General features: G+C 64.2%; 10 protein-coding genes. 2 read left to right on the top strand and 8 right to left on the bottom strand.

What is annotated here, in order from left to right; translation table 11 throughout:
* The first annotated feature begins 139 nt into the window (after nucleotides 1-139).
* On the top strand, nucleotides 140-1279 hold the full coding sequence (locus tag ACWA1U_RS00525) for an endo-1,4-beta-xylanase (RefSeq protein ID WP_463723397.1): 1140 nt from the start codon (nucleotides 140-142) through the stop codon (nucleotides 1277-1279).
* Nucleotides 1280-1352: 73 nt separating this feature from the next.
* Nucleotides 1353-4406, top strand: a complete 3054-nt coding sequence (locus tag ACWA1U_RS00520) for an endo-1,4-beta-xylanase (RefSeq protein ID WP_463723396.1) — start codon at nucleotides 1353-1355, stop codon at nucleotides 4404-4406.
* Nucleotides 4407-4493: 87 nt separating this feature from the next.
* Here the strand turns inward: ACWA1U_RS00520 and ACWA1U_RS00515 are convergent, their stop codons facing one another.
* The 8 genes from ACWA1U_RS00515 to ACWA1U_RS00480 all read right to left on the bottom strand — a co-directional run bounded on the left by ACWA1U_RS00515 (nucleotide 4494) and on the right by ACWA1U_RS00480 (nucleotide 15004).
* The gene (locus ACWA1U_RS00515) at nucleotides 4494-7208 is read right to left on the bottom strand and encodes a calcineurin-like phosphoesterase C-terminal domain-containing protein (RefSeq protein ID WP_463723395.1); all 2715 of its coding nucleotides are present in this window, start codon (nucleotides 7206-7208) and stop codon (nucleotides 4494-4496) included.
* Between the two features lie 135 nt (nucleotides 7209-7343).
* Nucleotides 7344-8465, bottom strand: a complete 1122-nt coding sequence (purM, locus tag ACWA1U_RS00510; protein WP_463723394.1) for a phosphoribosylformylglycinamidine cyclo-ligase — start codon at nucleotides 8463-8465, stop codon at nucleotides 7344-7346.
* Nucleotides 8462-10021 (bottom strand): amidophosphoribosyltransferase, encoded by a 1560-nt coding sequence (gene purF / locus ACWA1U_RS00505; protein ID WP_463723393.1) that lies wholly within the window; start codon nucleotides 10019-10021, stop codon nucleotides 8462-8464. Before purF ends, purM begins: the two co-directional genes overlap by 4 nt.
* Nucleotides 10022-10091: 70 nt before the next feature.
* Nucleotides 10092-10382: a hypothetical protein gene (locus ACWA1U_RS00500; protein ID WP_463723392.1), complete on the bottom strand. Its 291-nt coding sequence runs from the start codon at nucleotides 10380-10382 to the stop codon at nucleotides 10092-10094.
* Nucleotides 10383-10400: 18 nt separating this feature from the next.
* On the bottom strand, nucleotides 10401-11879 hold the full coding sequence (locus ACWA1U_RS00495) for a DUF2079 domain-containing protein (RefSeq protein WP_463723391.1): 1479 nt from the start codon (nucleotides 11877-11879) through the stop codon (nucleotides 10401-10403).
* Nucleotides 11876-12277: a sterol carrier family protein gene (locus ACWA1U_RS00490; protein ID WP_463723390.1), complete on the bottom strand. Its 402-nt coding sequence runs from the start codon at nucleotides 12275-12277 to the stop codon at nucleotides 11876-11878. The genes ACWA1U_RS00495 and ACWA1U_RS00490 overlap by 4 nt, the downstream gene beginning before the upstream one ends.
* A 2-nt stretch (nucleotides 12278-12279) precedes the next feature.
* Nucleotides 12280-13284 carry an asparaginase gene (locus ACWA1U_RS00485; RefSeq protein ID WP_463723389.1) on the bottom strand — a complete coding sequence of 335 codons (1005 nt, stop codon included), beginning with the start codon at nucleotides 13282-13284 and terminating at the stop codon, nucleotides 12280-12282.
* A gap of 112 nt (nucleotides 13285-13396) precedes the next feature.
* Nucleotides 13397-15004 (bottom strand): molybdopterin-dependent oxidoreductase, encoded by a 1608-nt coding sequence (locus ACWA1U_RS00480; RefSeq protein WP_463725093.1) that lies wholly within the window; start codon nucleotides 15002-15004, stop codon nucleotides 13397-13399.
* Nucleotides 15005-15093 lie beyond the last annotated feature (89 nt).

Raw genomic sequence — 15093 nt, 5'->3', positions numbered from 1 at the left:
CGGTTCATTTCAACCTCACCCTTGACTCACGAGGCACGGTGTACCTAACCTACAGCAACGGCACTTCCGGAAACTTCCGGAAAGTTCCGATTCGTTTATCGGCCTGCAAAAGCGTCAGGCGCCTCAAAGGAGAGAGCACATGTCATTCCCGAAATCCCTTGCTGCTGCGGTTCTCGCGTCGGCCCTCATCCTCCCCGCCGCGGTGCCTGCGCTCGCAGGCGAGCAGCAAGCCTCCCACCCTTCGAAGATCGATAAGAAGGACACCCTCCGCTGGGTCGCGCCGCAGGATCTCAAGATCGGAACGGCTGTCGCGGGCGGCGGGCACCACGTGGACCAGCCCTATCCTGATCCCTTCACCTTCGACCAGGAGTATCGGCAGCGGCTCGCCGCTGAGTTCAACTCGGTATCCCCTGAGAACCAGCTCAAATGGGAATTCGTGCACCCGGAACAGGGCACATACCGCTTCGCCGAGATGGACGCCATCGTGAAGTTTGCCCAGGAGAACAAGCAAGTGGTCCGTGGGCACACCCTGTTCTGGCACAGCCAGAACCCGACTTGGCTGGAAGAGGGCAACTTCTCGAAGGATGAGTTGCGAGCAATTCTCAAGGACCACATCCAGACGGTCGTGGGCCGCTACGCCGGCAAAATCCAGCAGTGGGACGTCGCCAATGAAATCTTCAACGGTGATGGCACCCTGCGCACCACGGACAACATCTGGATCCGCGAACTTGGCCCAGAAATCATCGCGGACGCGTTCCGCTGGGCCCACGAGGCTGACCCCAAAGCCAAGCTCTTCTTCAATGATTACGGTGTGGAGGGCATCAATGCGAAGAGTAACGCGTACCTCAAACTCATTCCGCAGCTCCAGGCGCAGGGCGTCCCGGTGGATGGCTTCGCGATTCAGGGTCACCTGAGCACCCGGTACGGATTCCCCGGCGACCTCCAGGCAAATCTCCAACGCTTCGACAGCCTCGGACTTGAGACAGCGATCACCGAGCTGGACGTGCGGATGGACGTCGCGGCGGGAACTACACCCACCGCAGCGCAGCTTGAGCAGCAGGCGGGTTACTACCAGCGGGCCCTCGAGGCGTGCGTGCTCGTGGAGGAGTGTAATTCCTTCACCATCTGGGGCTTCACTGACAAGTACTCGTGGGTGCCGGTGTTCTTCGCCGGCGAAGGCGAGGCGACGGTCATGTGGAACGACTTCATCCGCAAGCCCGCGTACTACGCGCTCCAGGACACCCTCGAGCAGGCCTCACCCGGGCGCGGCAACCGCTAGACGCCGCGCTCACTTCAGTACTTCCGGCCGCTGGCCACCTTCGAGGGCAAGAGCCCAATCAACAAGGAGAGTTATGAGACAACGATGTCTGATTGCCGGCGTCACAGCGTTCGGCCTGGTCGCAGGCGCTGGCGCGCTCGCGCTACCGGTGGCCCAGGCCGGTGAACCCGTGGTGCTTCTCAGCGAGGACTTCGAGGACGGAGCCTTCAGCCCGTTGGCACAGAACGGAGAGCCGGCGTTGTCGGTGGTCGACGCCGATGGCGACGGTGGTGATGTCAACAAAGCGCTGCTGGTGCAGGGCAGGGCGAACGACTACGACGGCATCAAGACACCGGCCAATCTCCTGCAGGCCGGAGGCGCATACACCTTCTCCGCGCAGGTCAAGCTTTCGGTGGCAGCCGGTACGACGACGTCGGCCCGTTTCGTCGTCGAACCTGCCTACAGCTGGGTAGGCAATACCACTGTCTCGGCGGATGCCTGGACCACCGTGAGCGGAACCTTCAACGCCCCGGCGGGTGCCGACCCGACGAAACTGCGGGCCTACCTCGGAACCGGGGATCTCGGGGCGCCCTATGACTACCTCGTGGACGACGTCGTGATCACCGGAACGGCCGCATCCGACGGCGATGGCAGCTGGGAGCCCACGCCAGACCCCGGGTTCGTACCGGGAGGAGCTGACAATCCGACGACGACGCCCCTCGCCTCTGCGCGCGGCACGGGAAACACAGCCGCTCTCACATTTGACGATGGCCCGAACCCCGGCGAGACGGCCGCCGTCCTGGACCTCCTGCGGAACAGTGGGGTCACCGCAACTTTCTGCGTCATCGGCCAGAACGTGCAGGCGCCGGGTGGTGCCGAGCTGCTGCGGCGCATGGTCGCCGAGGGGCACACGCTGTGCAACCACGGCACCTCCTTTGCGGACATGGGCTCATGGACGAAGGCGCAGGTCGAGGCGGATCTCAAGGAGAACCTGCGAATCATCAGAGAAGCCACGAGCAATCCGTCGTTGAAGGTGCCCTACTTCCGGGCCCCGAACGGTAGCTGGGGGGTTACCGGCGAGGTGGCGGCAGCACTCGGTATGCAGCCGCTGGGCCTTGGCAACGTGATCTCCGACTGGGACGGCAATGATCTCAGCGAGGCCACCCTCACGGCTAACCTGCGCGCGGCGTTCACCCCTGGCGCGGTGGTGCTCGCGCATGACGGCGGCGGTGACCGGTCAAACACGGTCAAGGCTGTCACAACAGTCCTGGCTGAAAGGCTTGCCGAGGATTGGACTTTCACTCTTCCCCGCGGTGGCGTTGCCGAAGCACCGGACCCGATCAGGAGCGGGTTCGAAACGGGTACCGACGGCTGGACGGCCCGCGGCGACGGGGTTCAGATAGCACCGAGCACGGATGCCCGCACCGGCACCGGCAGCCTCTTGGTATCCAACCGCACCCAGCCCTGGCACGGGGCCGCCCTCGACATCACGGCCGGCCTGCCGGTGGGGACTGCGGTAGAGGTATTGGTGTGGGCGAAGCTAGCACCAGGTCAGGCTCCGGCGTCGCTCAAAGTGTCGGTGCAGCGTGACAACGGTGGAGGAAGCGCGTACGACGGCGTTGCCGGAGCCAGCGCTTCGGTCACCACCACCGGTTGGACCCAGCTCAAGGGCACCTACACGCTCGGTGCAGCCGCCGACAAATTGCAGGTGTACGTGGAGGGTCCAGCCGGCGTCGACTTCCTGCTTGACGATTTCAGCCTCGCTCGGATCGTCGAGAAGCCTATCCAGACCGAGGTGCCTGGGCTCAAGGACGTCCTCGGCGCCCAGGGCATAGAGCACGTTGGTGTAGCCATAGACGCGCGGGAAACCGTGGGAACAGCGGCGGATCTTGTGCGCAAGCACTTCAACGCCTTCACCCCCGAGAATGCGGGTAAGCCGGAGAGCGTGCAGCCGGTGGAAGGCCAGTTCGCTTTCGCGCAGCTTGACCAGTTGTTGGACTTCGCTGATGCCAACGACATCGAGGTGTACGGCCACGTGCTCGCCTGGCACTCGCAGACCCCAGCCTGGTTCTTCAGGGACGGCACTCGGGACCTCACCAACAGCCCGGCCGACCAAGCGCTCCTCAAGGCGCGCATGGAAGCCCATATCAAGGGGATCGCCGATCACATCGACGCGCGTTACCCCAACGGGGACAGCCCCATCTGGGCCTGGGACGTGGTCAACGAGGTTATCGCTGACACTGACACAGCCAATCCACACGACATGCGCGACAGCCGTTGGTTCCAGGTCCTTGGTGAGGAATTCGTGGACGAGGCCTTCCGGCTTGCCGACCGTTACTTCCCGGAGGCGGCGCTGTTCATCAACGACTACAACACGGAACTTCCGGCGAAACGAGCGGACTACGTGGAGCTGATCGGAGCACTTGAGGCCCGGAACGTGCCTATTGATGGGGTTGGGCACCAGGCCCACGTGGACGTCGCACGCCCGGTGCAGTGGCTGGAAGACTCCATTAAGGCGGTGGAGGCGCTGGACCCTGAGCTCCTGCAGGCCATCACGGAACTCGACGTCAATGCCTCCACAGAGAACCAGGGCGCCGATGTCAGCGGGAATCCGGTTGACCCCTACAGTCCGGCGTTCGAGAACGACGAGGACGCCGCCGCCGAGGTTGGCTACTACTACCGGGATTTGTTCGCGATGCTACGGACACATAATGCGTCGGTTGACTCGGTCACCTTTTGGGGCATCAGCAATGCGCGGACGTGGCTGCGGACGTGGCCCATGGCGCGGCCGTGGGAACAGCCGCTGCCCTTCGACGATGACCTGCAGGTCACACCCGCCTACTGGGGAATTGTGGATCCTTCCAGGCTTCCTGCGCGGCCCGCTGATGTACTGCCGCCACGGATAGCTGATCAAGCGGATGTTGAAGCAGTATCGAAGGGTGCCAGCGGCGCCAAAGTGAAGTACCCGCTGCCTTCGGCCATCGACACGCTCGACGGCGTAGTGCAACTGACCTGTGCACCCGCACCGGGGACGCGCTTCCGCGTCGGCAGCACTACGGTCAGCTGCTCCGCGACGGACGAGGCGGGCAATATCCGCACAAGTTCATTCGACGTGATCGTTACCCGAAAGCAGGCAGGCAAGTCCTGACCGGGTTACGTGACGAAGCCCCTGCCCTCTTCGGAGGGCGGGGGCTTCGGCGTGTGTTAGTCGTAAGTCGTTGTACTGAACGGCAGGCTACTCCGTGACTTCGAAGGTGATCGTCTCGACGTACTCCCGGCCGTGGACATCGGTAGCGGTGACCTCGGCGGTGTGTTCTCCGATAGCCAGGTCAGCAGGCAGTTTCAACCGCCACAGGTGGGAAGTCCGGTCGTGGACTCCGCCGCCGTGCACCAACTGCTCCAGCGTGGCCACCGGATCGGTAAATTCGGCACCGATCATCGGTACATCGCCGGCCGCCATCGTCTGGGTGCGTGTGGCCTCGGTGGCCTGCCCCCCATCGATGGACACCAACACTGTTGACCCGGTGGAGCCCATCCAGAAGTTCGTGGTGAGCCAGGAGTCAGCCAGTTCGTTCTGGGCCACCGCATTCGGATTCTCCGGTGCGGGGGCCCGGCCCGCAAGGGTCTTGTATTCGTTGTACCAGGCGCGGTAGGTGGGGGAGTTGATACCGACGGCCATCTGGGCAGTGCCGTCGTCACCAGTAGCGGTGAACCGCTCGCGGACTTCGGTGTTCTTGATATCCAGGGTCAGGACGCCGGGAGGAGTGCCGTCACGCTGCACCGCTGTAGGGTACCCCTCCTCAAGGACGCGCCCGTTGAACCACTGGCCGGACACAGCGGGAACAGTCAGGTGGGTGAACGGCAGACCTTCATCGCCGACCACGTCGTGCCAGCCGGCCATGAGGTCGCCTTTCCGGAGGTTCTCCGACATGTGGGTGTGGCCCGCCACCGAAATGACTTCGCGGCCCTGGAGAATCTCGTAGATCTCCTTCAGCGGATACGTTTCGTGGGTATCGCTGTAGTAGAACTCGAGCAAGGGGCTGTGGGATGCCAGGACGATGACCTGGTTCTTCGGCACGGAGGCGATGTCCTGGCGGAGCCATTCCAGTTGCTGCTCATGCAAGCCGGAGTCATAGTTGGCGCCCGATGGTCCCGGGTACACGATGTTGCTCAGCGCCACAACGTGGGCCTTCCCTACGTTGTAGGAGTAGTACTCGGGCCCAAACTGCGCGCGGTAAGAATCGAACTCGTGTTCGCCGTCGAGCGCATCGAAGTCCAGGTCGTGGTTGCCCGGCAGGAACCGTGCCGGACCATTGAGCATGGAGGTCAGGTTTCGGGTTTGCGCAAAGAGCGACAGATCGTTGCCCACAATGTCGCCAAGGAACAGGGCGCCGCAGCCTGCATAATCGGTGCGGCCAGCCAGGTCGGCGAATACACCGTTCCGGGCGAACCTGACTTCCTGCTGATTGTAGGTCTGGACATCGGCACCCAGAACGCACTGCTGTTCCGGGGACTGGGTCAGGTTGCTTTTAGCCAAAGGGAAATTCACCTTGTCGGGCAGGGCACCCGTAGGGGCGATGCCTCCGTACTTCAGCTTCGGAGAGCCTTCGGGCAGGTGGTTGTAGAAGAACTGCGAAACATTGTCCTCGTCCACCGGAACCTGGTAGCCGCGCGGCTGGGTAACGAAGACCGTCATGTTGTCGAAGACAGGCAGCTCGTAGCGTCCCCTTCCATCGGTGGTTACGACGTCCCGACCGTTGGAGACCGTCACGCCACCCAGGCCCTGTTCGCCGCGGTCCTGGGTGGAGTTCCTGTTCTTGTCATTGAAGACTGTTCCGTCCAGGGTTGTTTGGGCCGGTCCGGCAGCCTCGATCACTTCAACGCCACCACGGTAGGCTGTAGCGGCCCAGCTGCCCTCAGCCGGTGGACTGTCGGCGCCCTCGACCGAGATACGTCGAATTTCGGTCTTGACGGTATTGGTGCCATCCGAGACGGTCAGGAAGTACTCGTACCAGAGCTTGTCCACGGGGTCGAACACGTCGAGGATGTGCTCGTACTGGTTGTCCTGTCCAGCCTTCAGGTAGTGGGTCCTGAATTCAGCGTCTACGTCGCTTCGCAGGCTCAGCTTGACCGTTCGGACCAGCTGGTCGTCGGTGGCCGTTGCTGTGAAAGCAAAGTCCGCCGCAGGATTGACTGTCTGTCCGGTTGTGTCGGTCACCGAAGGGGCTACCGAGTCAGCCGGAAGGACGACGGGCTCCGCGGGAACCTGGTTCGGGGTAACGGTGCCGGGCGTTGCGCGGGCTGTACCGGCCAGTGTCTGCCGGAGCGGGTCCTCCGGATCAACCGAGTACTGGATGCCCTGGTCAGGAAAGGTGTTGTCGGCGCCGTCGAGGTTGTAATAGGCCCGGTTGAGGGCGAAGCCTGTGTTTGTGGCAATCTCCAGGCCGCGCGGTGAGCCGTTTGCCATGCCGCCGATGAAGACCTCCACGAGGTTCTCACCCATGACCAGGGAAGTTCCGAACTTGGCGTTGAAGTCCGCCTCGGTCAGCGAATCGTTCTTGCCGTTCTTGATCCAGAAGACCAGTGTGCCCCCGGGGGCTATGGAAACGTCCCGTGGTACGGAGGGCCAATCAACCACGTTGGTGTTGGTCAGATCAGGGCGGGGGTAGAGGTAGCGGAGGGTGTAGTCGCTGAAATCGATGGGCTCTGCGGAGGCGTTGTACACCTCGATGAATTCGAAGGCATCGGCGCCTCCCATGTTGGAGGTGTCCGGCGTCACCTCCGTGATCTGAAGAGGTGACGCGGTCAGTGTTGGGTTTTCCTGCGCAGCGGGCGCCGCGGTGGCTGCAGGCACGACCGCTGAGCTGACGGCCAGCGAAGCGACGACGACGGCGGCCAGGCGTTGTCGGATGGAATGACGGGTTCTTTGCCGAGAAGAGGATAGGCGCACGATAGCTGTACTTCCTGAGAGTGGGCGGGGAACACCATCCACCTTTTCGCGCTCGCATGAACGGGAGGAGAAGGATGCGTGTGCTCCTGGCCAACTCCCGATTTAGGTGCGCGCAACACCTGAAACTAGAACAACCTAGGCGTAGGCGCCAACCAGGCGCACAGAACCGCCGTCCACACCCTTGGCACCCTGAACGTAATCGGGGCCGTCAGTGACTCCGCCTGACGCTGCGGCTACACTGCCCATGACCCAGGCAGGCACACCGCGCTCAGTCAACCGTGCAATAGCTGCGTCGGCTCCGGCTTTGGCGACAATGGCCACCATTCCGACGCCGAGGTTCAGTGTGCGCTCCAGGTCAGGAAGGGGCACGCTGCCCAATTCAGACACGAGGTTGAATATGGGAGGCAGGGACCAGGTGGAGCGATCGACGGTCGCTTCAAAGCCCTGCGGGAGGACCCGCGCGAGGTTGGCCGCCAGCCCACCGCCGGTGACGTGGCTGAAGCCGTGGACGGCGCCGTCGTTATCCAGAGGAAGGTGACGGGCGAGGTCGAGGCAGTCCGCGGCATAGACCCGCGTGGGCTCAAGAAGTTCCTCACCCAGCGTGCGGCCCAGCTCCGAAACCTGGCGGTCCAGTGCCCAGCCGGCCTGGTTGATCACGCGACGCACCAGAGAGTAGCCATTCGAGTGCAGCCCGGAGGATGCCATGCCGATGACGACGTCCCCCTCCCGCACACGGTCAGGGCCGAGCAGCGCATCGGCTTCAACAACACCGGTCGCCGCACCCGCGACGTCGTACTCATGCTCGCCGAGAAGCCCGGGGTGCTCGGCAGTTTCGCCGCCAACCAGAGCGGTTCCGGCCACCGAGCACGCGGCGGCGATACCGCGAACGATCCCCGCGATACGCTCCGGCACGACCTTGCCGCACGCGATGTAATCCGTCATGTAGAGCGGTTCCGCGCCAACCACCACGATGTCGTCAACGACCATGCCTACGAGGTCAAACCCGATGGTGTCGTGGATATCCATGGCCTGCGCAATGGCGACCTTGGTTCCAACGCCGTCGGTGGAGGTTGCAAGCAGAGGCTTCCGGTAGGTCAGGAGCCTGGAGACGTCATACAGGCCAGCGAATCCGCCGACCCCGCCTACAACGTGAGCGTTATGGGTAGCCCTGACAGCATCCTTCATGAGCTCCACTGCCTTGTCACCAGCCTCGACGTCTACTCCGGCGCTTGCATAGGTGATGGGGTTGGAGGTCATACCCGCTCTTTCTTGTCTTCTTCGGTCAGGAGGTTCTCGAGTTCAGCGCCGGGCCCGGGGTCGCACCCCGTGGCGCCGGGCTTCTCGGCGGGATCGGCGCGCTCCAAAAGGTTCTTCCCGCGGCGGTCTTCCTCAGGCAATCTGATGGGATATTCGCCGGTGAAGCACGCGGTGCACAGGCGTTCGCGAGGCTGTTTGGTGGCGGCGATCATGCCGTCTTCGGAAATGTAGGCGAGGCTGTCCGCGCCGATCGAATTGGCGATCTCATCGACAGCCGCACCGTTGGCGATGAGCTCGGCACGGGACGCGAAGTCAATCCCGTAGAAGCACGGCCAGCGTACGGGCGGCGATGAAATCTTCACGTGCACGGATGCCGCGCCGGCCTCGCGCAGCATCCGGACGACGGCACGCTGGGTGTTTCCGCGGACGATCGAGTCATCAACAACCACAATCCGTTTCCCACGGATGACAGACTCCAGTGCATTGAGCTTGAGCCTGATCCCCAGCTGCCGGAGTGTCTCGCTGGGCTGAATGAAGGTACGGCCCACATAGGCGTTCTTCACGAAACCGTGTGCAAACGGGATACCGGACTCTTCCGCGAACCCGACCGCCGCAGGGGTGCCGGACTCCGGGACGGGAATGACGACGTCGGCGTCCGCCTGGTTCTCCCGCGCCAGTTGGCGGCCCATCTCCACGCGGGAGTCGTAGACCGAGCGGCCTGCGATGGCGGCGTCGGGACGCGCGAGGTACACGTACTCGAAGACGCAGCCCGCCGCCGTCGTCGGTGCGAAGCGGCGCGAACGCACGCCGCTCTCGTCGATCGCGATGAACTCACCGGGTTCAATCTCCCGGATGAAGCTGGCGCCGACAGTGGCCAGCGCCGCCTGCTCGGAAGCAACAACCCAACCGCGCTCCAGCCGCCCAAGGACCAGCGGGCGCACGCCGTGCGGATCCCGCGCCGCATACAGCGTTCCTTCATCCATGAACACGAAGCAGAATGCACCCTCGATGCCGGGAAGGAGATCCATGGCGGTGTCCTCGAGGGAGCGCCCATCATCGCCGGCCAACAGTGTGGTGACGAGTGCGGTGTCCGAGGTGTTGCCCTGGGCCATCTCGCCGGAACGGGGCTTGCCGTGGCGGTCGAGGACCATCTGGTACAGGTCAGCCGAGTTGGTCAGGTTGCCGTTGTGGGCAAGGGCCACGGTTCCAACGGCAGTAGCGCCGAGGGTGGGCTGCGCATTGGCCCAGTTCGAGGACCCGGTGGTGGAGTAGCGGCAGTGCCCGACGGCGATGTGCCCGGTCAGCGTGTTGAGCGTGGTTTCGTCGAAGACCTGCGAGACAAGGCCCATGTCCTTGTACACGTTGATGCGCTTGCCGTCGCTGGTGGCTATGCCGGCGGACTCCTGGCCGCGGTGCTGCAGCGCGTACAGCCCGTAGTACGTCAGTTTGGCGACTTCCTCGCCGGGGGCCCAGACGCCAAAAACACCACAGGCATCCTGGGGGCCTTTTTCGTTGGGGAGTAGATCATGGGAAAGCTGTCCGTCACCGCGCACCATTACTACATTCTCTCACGGCGCCGCCGGGGCTTTCTTACCGGCAGGAGTCTGCGGAAAGTTGTCGGCTGGTTCAGTCGTCGTCGTGGGTGCGCTCGGCCGTCATCTGACGGGCTCGGCGCACGCTGATCCAGTCCAGCAGTAAGGCGACGAGAGCTCCAATAAGCAGCCCGGGCAGCGAGAAGACCACGGTGAAGAAACCGAGGACCGCTTCCCGGGTCAGCGTGGGGTCAGCGTCCCCGGTGTAGGCGACAGCCAACGCTGCGATGAACCCGATGACCGCTCCCAATCCCATGAAGGGAGCGAACTTGGGAGCCCGGCGGAGGGTGACCTGTCGGCGCTCGGGAGGCTGGGGCGAACTCATGATTCAAGGCTACCGGGATCAGCGCTCACGCTTGACCAGCTGGTAACCCGCCTCCTCGTAAACGAGGGTGTAACTTTCACCGGGCCATGTCTCTTCCGCGTGCTGTTCTGCGCTTGTGGGGCGCGTGGCCCCCCAGCTCCAGTCCTCGGCGTCGAGCACCAGGTACTCGGGCGCCGGGTTCTCGTTCCCGATCCAGTACACCTCGGTCTTCGGCACCAGGTACGGCATCAGCACGACACCGGATTCAACTGTTGCACCCTCCGGGATCTGTGCCATCATGCGGTGCGCAGCGTCCCACCGCGGCGATTGGGCGTAGGTCCCGGGCTTCGCGAGGGTGCCCGCCGGTTGCCCCGGCAACAACATCAGCGCCACGACGCTCACCACAGGTACGACGGCGGCGCTATAGGAGCGCAACCACCTTCGCCTGCTCTGCCGCGCGCCAAGGATGGCATCCACCAGCGCTGCGAAGAGAACCGGCATGAGGACTGCGTTGTAGTGCCAGTCCGGGCCCCAATAGGAATCATTTGAGGCAACGAAGCGCCAAAGCAGCGTGGGAACCATCACGAGGGCCAACGGCGAGCGGAGGAACAGGAACCCGCCGGCGAGCAGCAACAGCCAGAGCGTCTCGTACTTCTCGACGGCGGTTGCCATGATGAGAATCGTGTCGACAGGGTTCGCGAGGAGCGCGCCCACATCGATGCGGTCGCCGTAGTCATAGGTGCCGCCCGTATTGAGCGCGGGCAGGATCACCACCACAGAGAGGAACATCCACGCCAGTCCCCACAGCGCAAGGGCCAGGCCTGCACGAGAGGACCGGCTGGCCCTGTGCCGCCAGGCAAGAACCAGGCCGAACGCCATGACCGTCAGCCCCAGGTCCTCCTTGACGAACACCAGCAGGGCGCTGGCGACGACGGCGGTGCGCAGCCGCTTCTCGATGTAAGCCTCCAGCGCAACGGCGAGCAGGGGAAGGGCAAGTGCAATCTCATGGAACTGGACAGCGACCGCCGACTGCACGCCCCAGGACAGTCCGTAGGCAGAGCCGATGAGCAGGCCACTGACCCTGCCCACGTGACGGACCGTGAGGCGGGTGATGATGAACACCGACAGACCAACAAGGATGTTCTGCAGGATCAACAGGCTCAACCCGGAGGGGAAGAGGGCGTACACCGGCCCCAGCACAATGAGCAGGGGATGGAAATGGTCGCCCAGCAGGTTGAACTCGTGGCCCTTGATCGGGACGATCGGAGCGTCGAAACCCGCGTAGGCCTTTGCAAGCTGGGTGAATATTCCAAGGTCCCAGGACGGAGTGTCCAGTCGGTTCCATTGGGCAACCGAGAAGACGCAGTACAGCGCGGTAATGACCGTTGCCGCCACCCAGGCCTCGGCGGGTTGGCGGCGCACCGCCGCACTTCCCCTCTGCAGGGTGCCCCGTAACCGGCGCTGTAGGCCTTGGCGCTTTCCACCGGCTTGGGAGGAGCCGTTACGTTCGAGGATCATCCCGGCGGCTCCTCCGTGTGAGGTGCGCTCCCGGAATAGCGTCCGCCGAAGAGCGGCAGGACGGCGGAGAGGTCGGCGCGCTGTCCGGAGGCTGCAACGCGTCCGGCAGCTACGGCAGCCGGCCAGGAGAGGGAGCCGAGGATCAGCGCCAGCCAAGTCTCGGCGTCGGTCTCGATGACGTTTGGCGGGGTTCCCCTGGTGTGGCGGGGACCCTCAATACACTGCGTCACGCCGAGCGGAGGCACGCGGACTTCCACGCTGTTTCCCGGCGCGCGGAAGGCGAGTTCTTCGAGGGAGTAGCGGACCGCCGTCGTGCGTTCCGTCCTGTCTGTGCTGCCGGCAGCCACGGCGCGAACCGCGGCGTCTCCTGCTGCCGCTGAAATGCGCCGTCGGGCCATGATCAGTCCAGCAGTGCCATCACGGGGGCGGCCAAACGAAGCTTGCCCACCGGAACTCCGCCACCGAGGACCGGTTGGACAATCTTTTCCAGCACCGGCCCCACCGCTTCGGCGTCGAGCGCACCGCTCGCGGCCAGCAGGGTCAGGCCGACCAGGGACGTGGCGCGGATGTTGCCGTCGAGGATCTTCAGTGCCATCGAGACGCCTGTTGGCGCTGCCATCACCAGGACACCCTCCGCACCGTTCTTGGCGAGGATGCCGAGGTCTTCCATGACGATCGAGTTTTCACGGCCGCGACCATGCACAGCCCACGGGTAGTCCAGCATGGCCGTGGCGATGGTTGCTGCCCTGGCGTCTGCGTGCTTGTCACTGGGCGCTTTGGCGATCTTGCCGATGCCGCGGGCCAGCCCGGTCAGCGAAACCGCACCGAGCGGAGCGCCGCAGCCGTCCACCGCCCAGTGCGCAACCCTCTCTTCCGTGTATTCCTCGACCAGGGCGGCGATGCGCTGCTGCAGGGGGTGCTGCGGGTCGAGGTATGTCGCGTGATCCCAGGAGTTCTCGGTGCAGGCCCACAGGAAGGCCGCGTGCTTGCCCGAACAGTTGAAGGCGATCCGCTGACGCCCCTTGTCGGTGCGGATCAGCCAGTTGCGGGCTTCCTCATCCTGGGGCCAATCGGCCGGGCACTGCAGGTCATCCTCGGTTACGCCTGCGGCGCTCAGCATGCCCTTCACGACGTCCATATGCTCGTGGCTGCCCACATGGCTCGCCGCGGCGAGGGCCACCTGCGGACCCCGCAGCGGGACCCCAGCCTGCATCGCTGCAAGGGCCTGGAATGGCTTCAACGTTGACCGCGGGAAGATCGGGGTGTCGATGTCGCCCAACGCCGTCACTACGGAGCCGTCGGCAGCGAGGACGACGGCGGACCCCACATGACGCGATTCGATGAAACCGTTTCGCTCGAGAACCGCGAGGTCCACAGCGTCGGATGATGTGAAGGTGGAGGGCATGGTTCCAGTATTACCCATTGTGATTACCCGTCGTGGTTCTACAGAGCAGTGGAGCTTGTGCCCACCGGAGTGAACGGCATCCGGTGGGCACAAGGGGGGACGGGCGCGAAAGCTATTCCGCCGAGAACTGGACGGTGTGCCAGCCTGAAGCGCCGTCGGGAACAGTGTCGGCGCGCTCTTCGGCCTGGACGCCATCGGGATCGTAGGCGCGTGAGCGGATGCGGTGCGACCCGGCGTCGAACTTGACCTCGTGGGTCCACTGGCGCCAGGTGTCGACGCTGTGCTCGCCCGCAAGGGTGGCTTCTTCCCACGGTCCGTCGTCCACCTGGACCTCGACCTTCTCGATCCCGCGGTTCTGGGCCCAGGCCGTGCCGCCGATCCGGAAGGTGCCGGCGGGAACGCTGGCGAAGGAACGCGGAACCTCGACCCGGGACTGGGTCTTGATGGGACCTCGCTCGGACCAGCCGCGGTCCGTCCAGTAACCCCTCGCATCAGCGAATCGGGTGACTTCGAGATCCACCACCCACTTGGTCGCCGAAACATAGCCGTACAGACCGGGAACCACCATGCGTACCGGATAGCCGTGTTCGAGCGGAAGCGGTTCGTCATTCATGGCGATGGCGAGGATGGCATCGCGTTCATCCTGCAGGACGGGCAGGGGAGTGGAGGCACTGAAACCGTCGGTGCTGGTGGAAAGGACCATGTCCGCGCCCTCCATTGGACGGGCACGCTCCAGCAGGTTGCGGATCGGGTAGCCCAACCATTTCGCGTTGCCAACGAGCTCCCCGCCCACAGGGTTGGAAACGCAGGTCAGCGTGATGTGGCGTTCGATCAGCTCGGAATCCATCAGGTCCTGGAAGTTGACGGTGATTTCTTCCTCGACCATTCCGTGGATGCGAAGTTCCCAGGTGTCGACGTCGATTGTGGGCACCTGGAGGGCCGTGTCGATCCGGTAGAAGTCAGGGTTAGGGGTCAGCCAGGGCTGCACTCCCTCGACGTTCACGTCCACGTCCGGCGGGACCGGCGCGGATGGGCTCGCCGGAGCCGGGAAGCTGAGCTTCTCGCGGGCTACGTTGACGGTGTTGCGGATGCCGCTGATTATCGTGCCACCCGCGGCTGCGGCGCCGGCGACGACGGCGGTGACACCGGCCGCTGCGAAGAAGGCACGCCGGCTGGTCCCGGTCTTGGCCCCGACGTTGTGGGATCCCCCGGTACTGAAGGCGCCGTCGTCGTCGGCTGCTGTTTGGGAAGCCGCTGCCACCGGGGCCGAAGCGCGGAGCTTCTGGATCATCCAGCGAAGCGCCGCAAGGCCGGCGAGGGTCCCGATCGCCGAGGGGACGGCGTCGAGCAGCGAGGCTCCGGCGCGGGAGACGACGGCGGCAACCATCACAGCGCCCATGAGCAGAACGCCGGCAACCCCGAGAATCCAGCGGCGCCAAGCGACATAGCCCAGCACGGCGGCGAGGATGATGATGGTGACGGCCATGCCGACGAAGAGTGCGAGCTTGTCGTTCGTGCCGAAGGTTGCGATCGCGAAATCCTTCAGCCAGGGCGGCGTGAAGTCGATGAACGTCGAACCAAGGGCGATCAGCGGTGCTGAACGGGTCGAGAAGAACGAGCCCACAAGTTCAGCCACGCCCAGCACCAGGCCAGCGGCGAGGATGCCCGAGAGCATGGGCAGGAGCGGTGGTTTTCGGGTGGGCTTCCGGGCGGCTTTCATACTCTTCATTCGGAGAGACGGGGTTCGGGTATGGGTGCTGACGCTTCACACTAACTTCCTTCAGTGGTTCGGCCGAGCGTGGAGCCAGT

The sequence above is a fragment of the Arthrobacter sp. TRD_SC_6 genome, from assembly GCF_055361185.1.
Note: the sequence above shows the minus strand (reverse complement) of the source record. Positions and strands in the feature narration are given on the sequence as shown.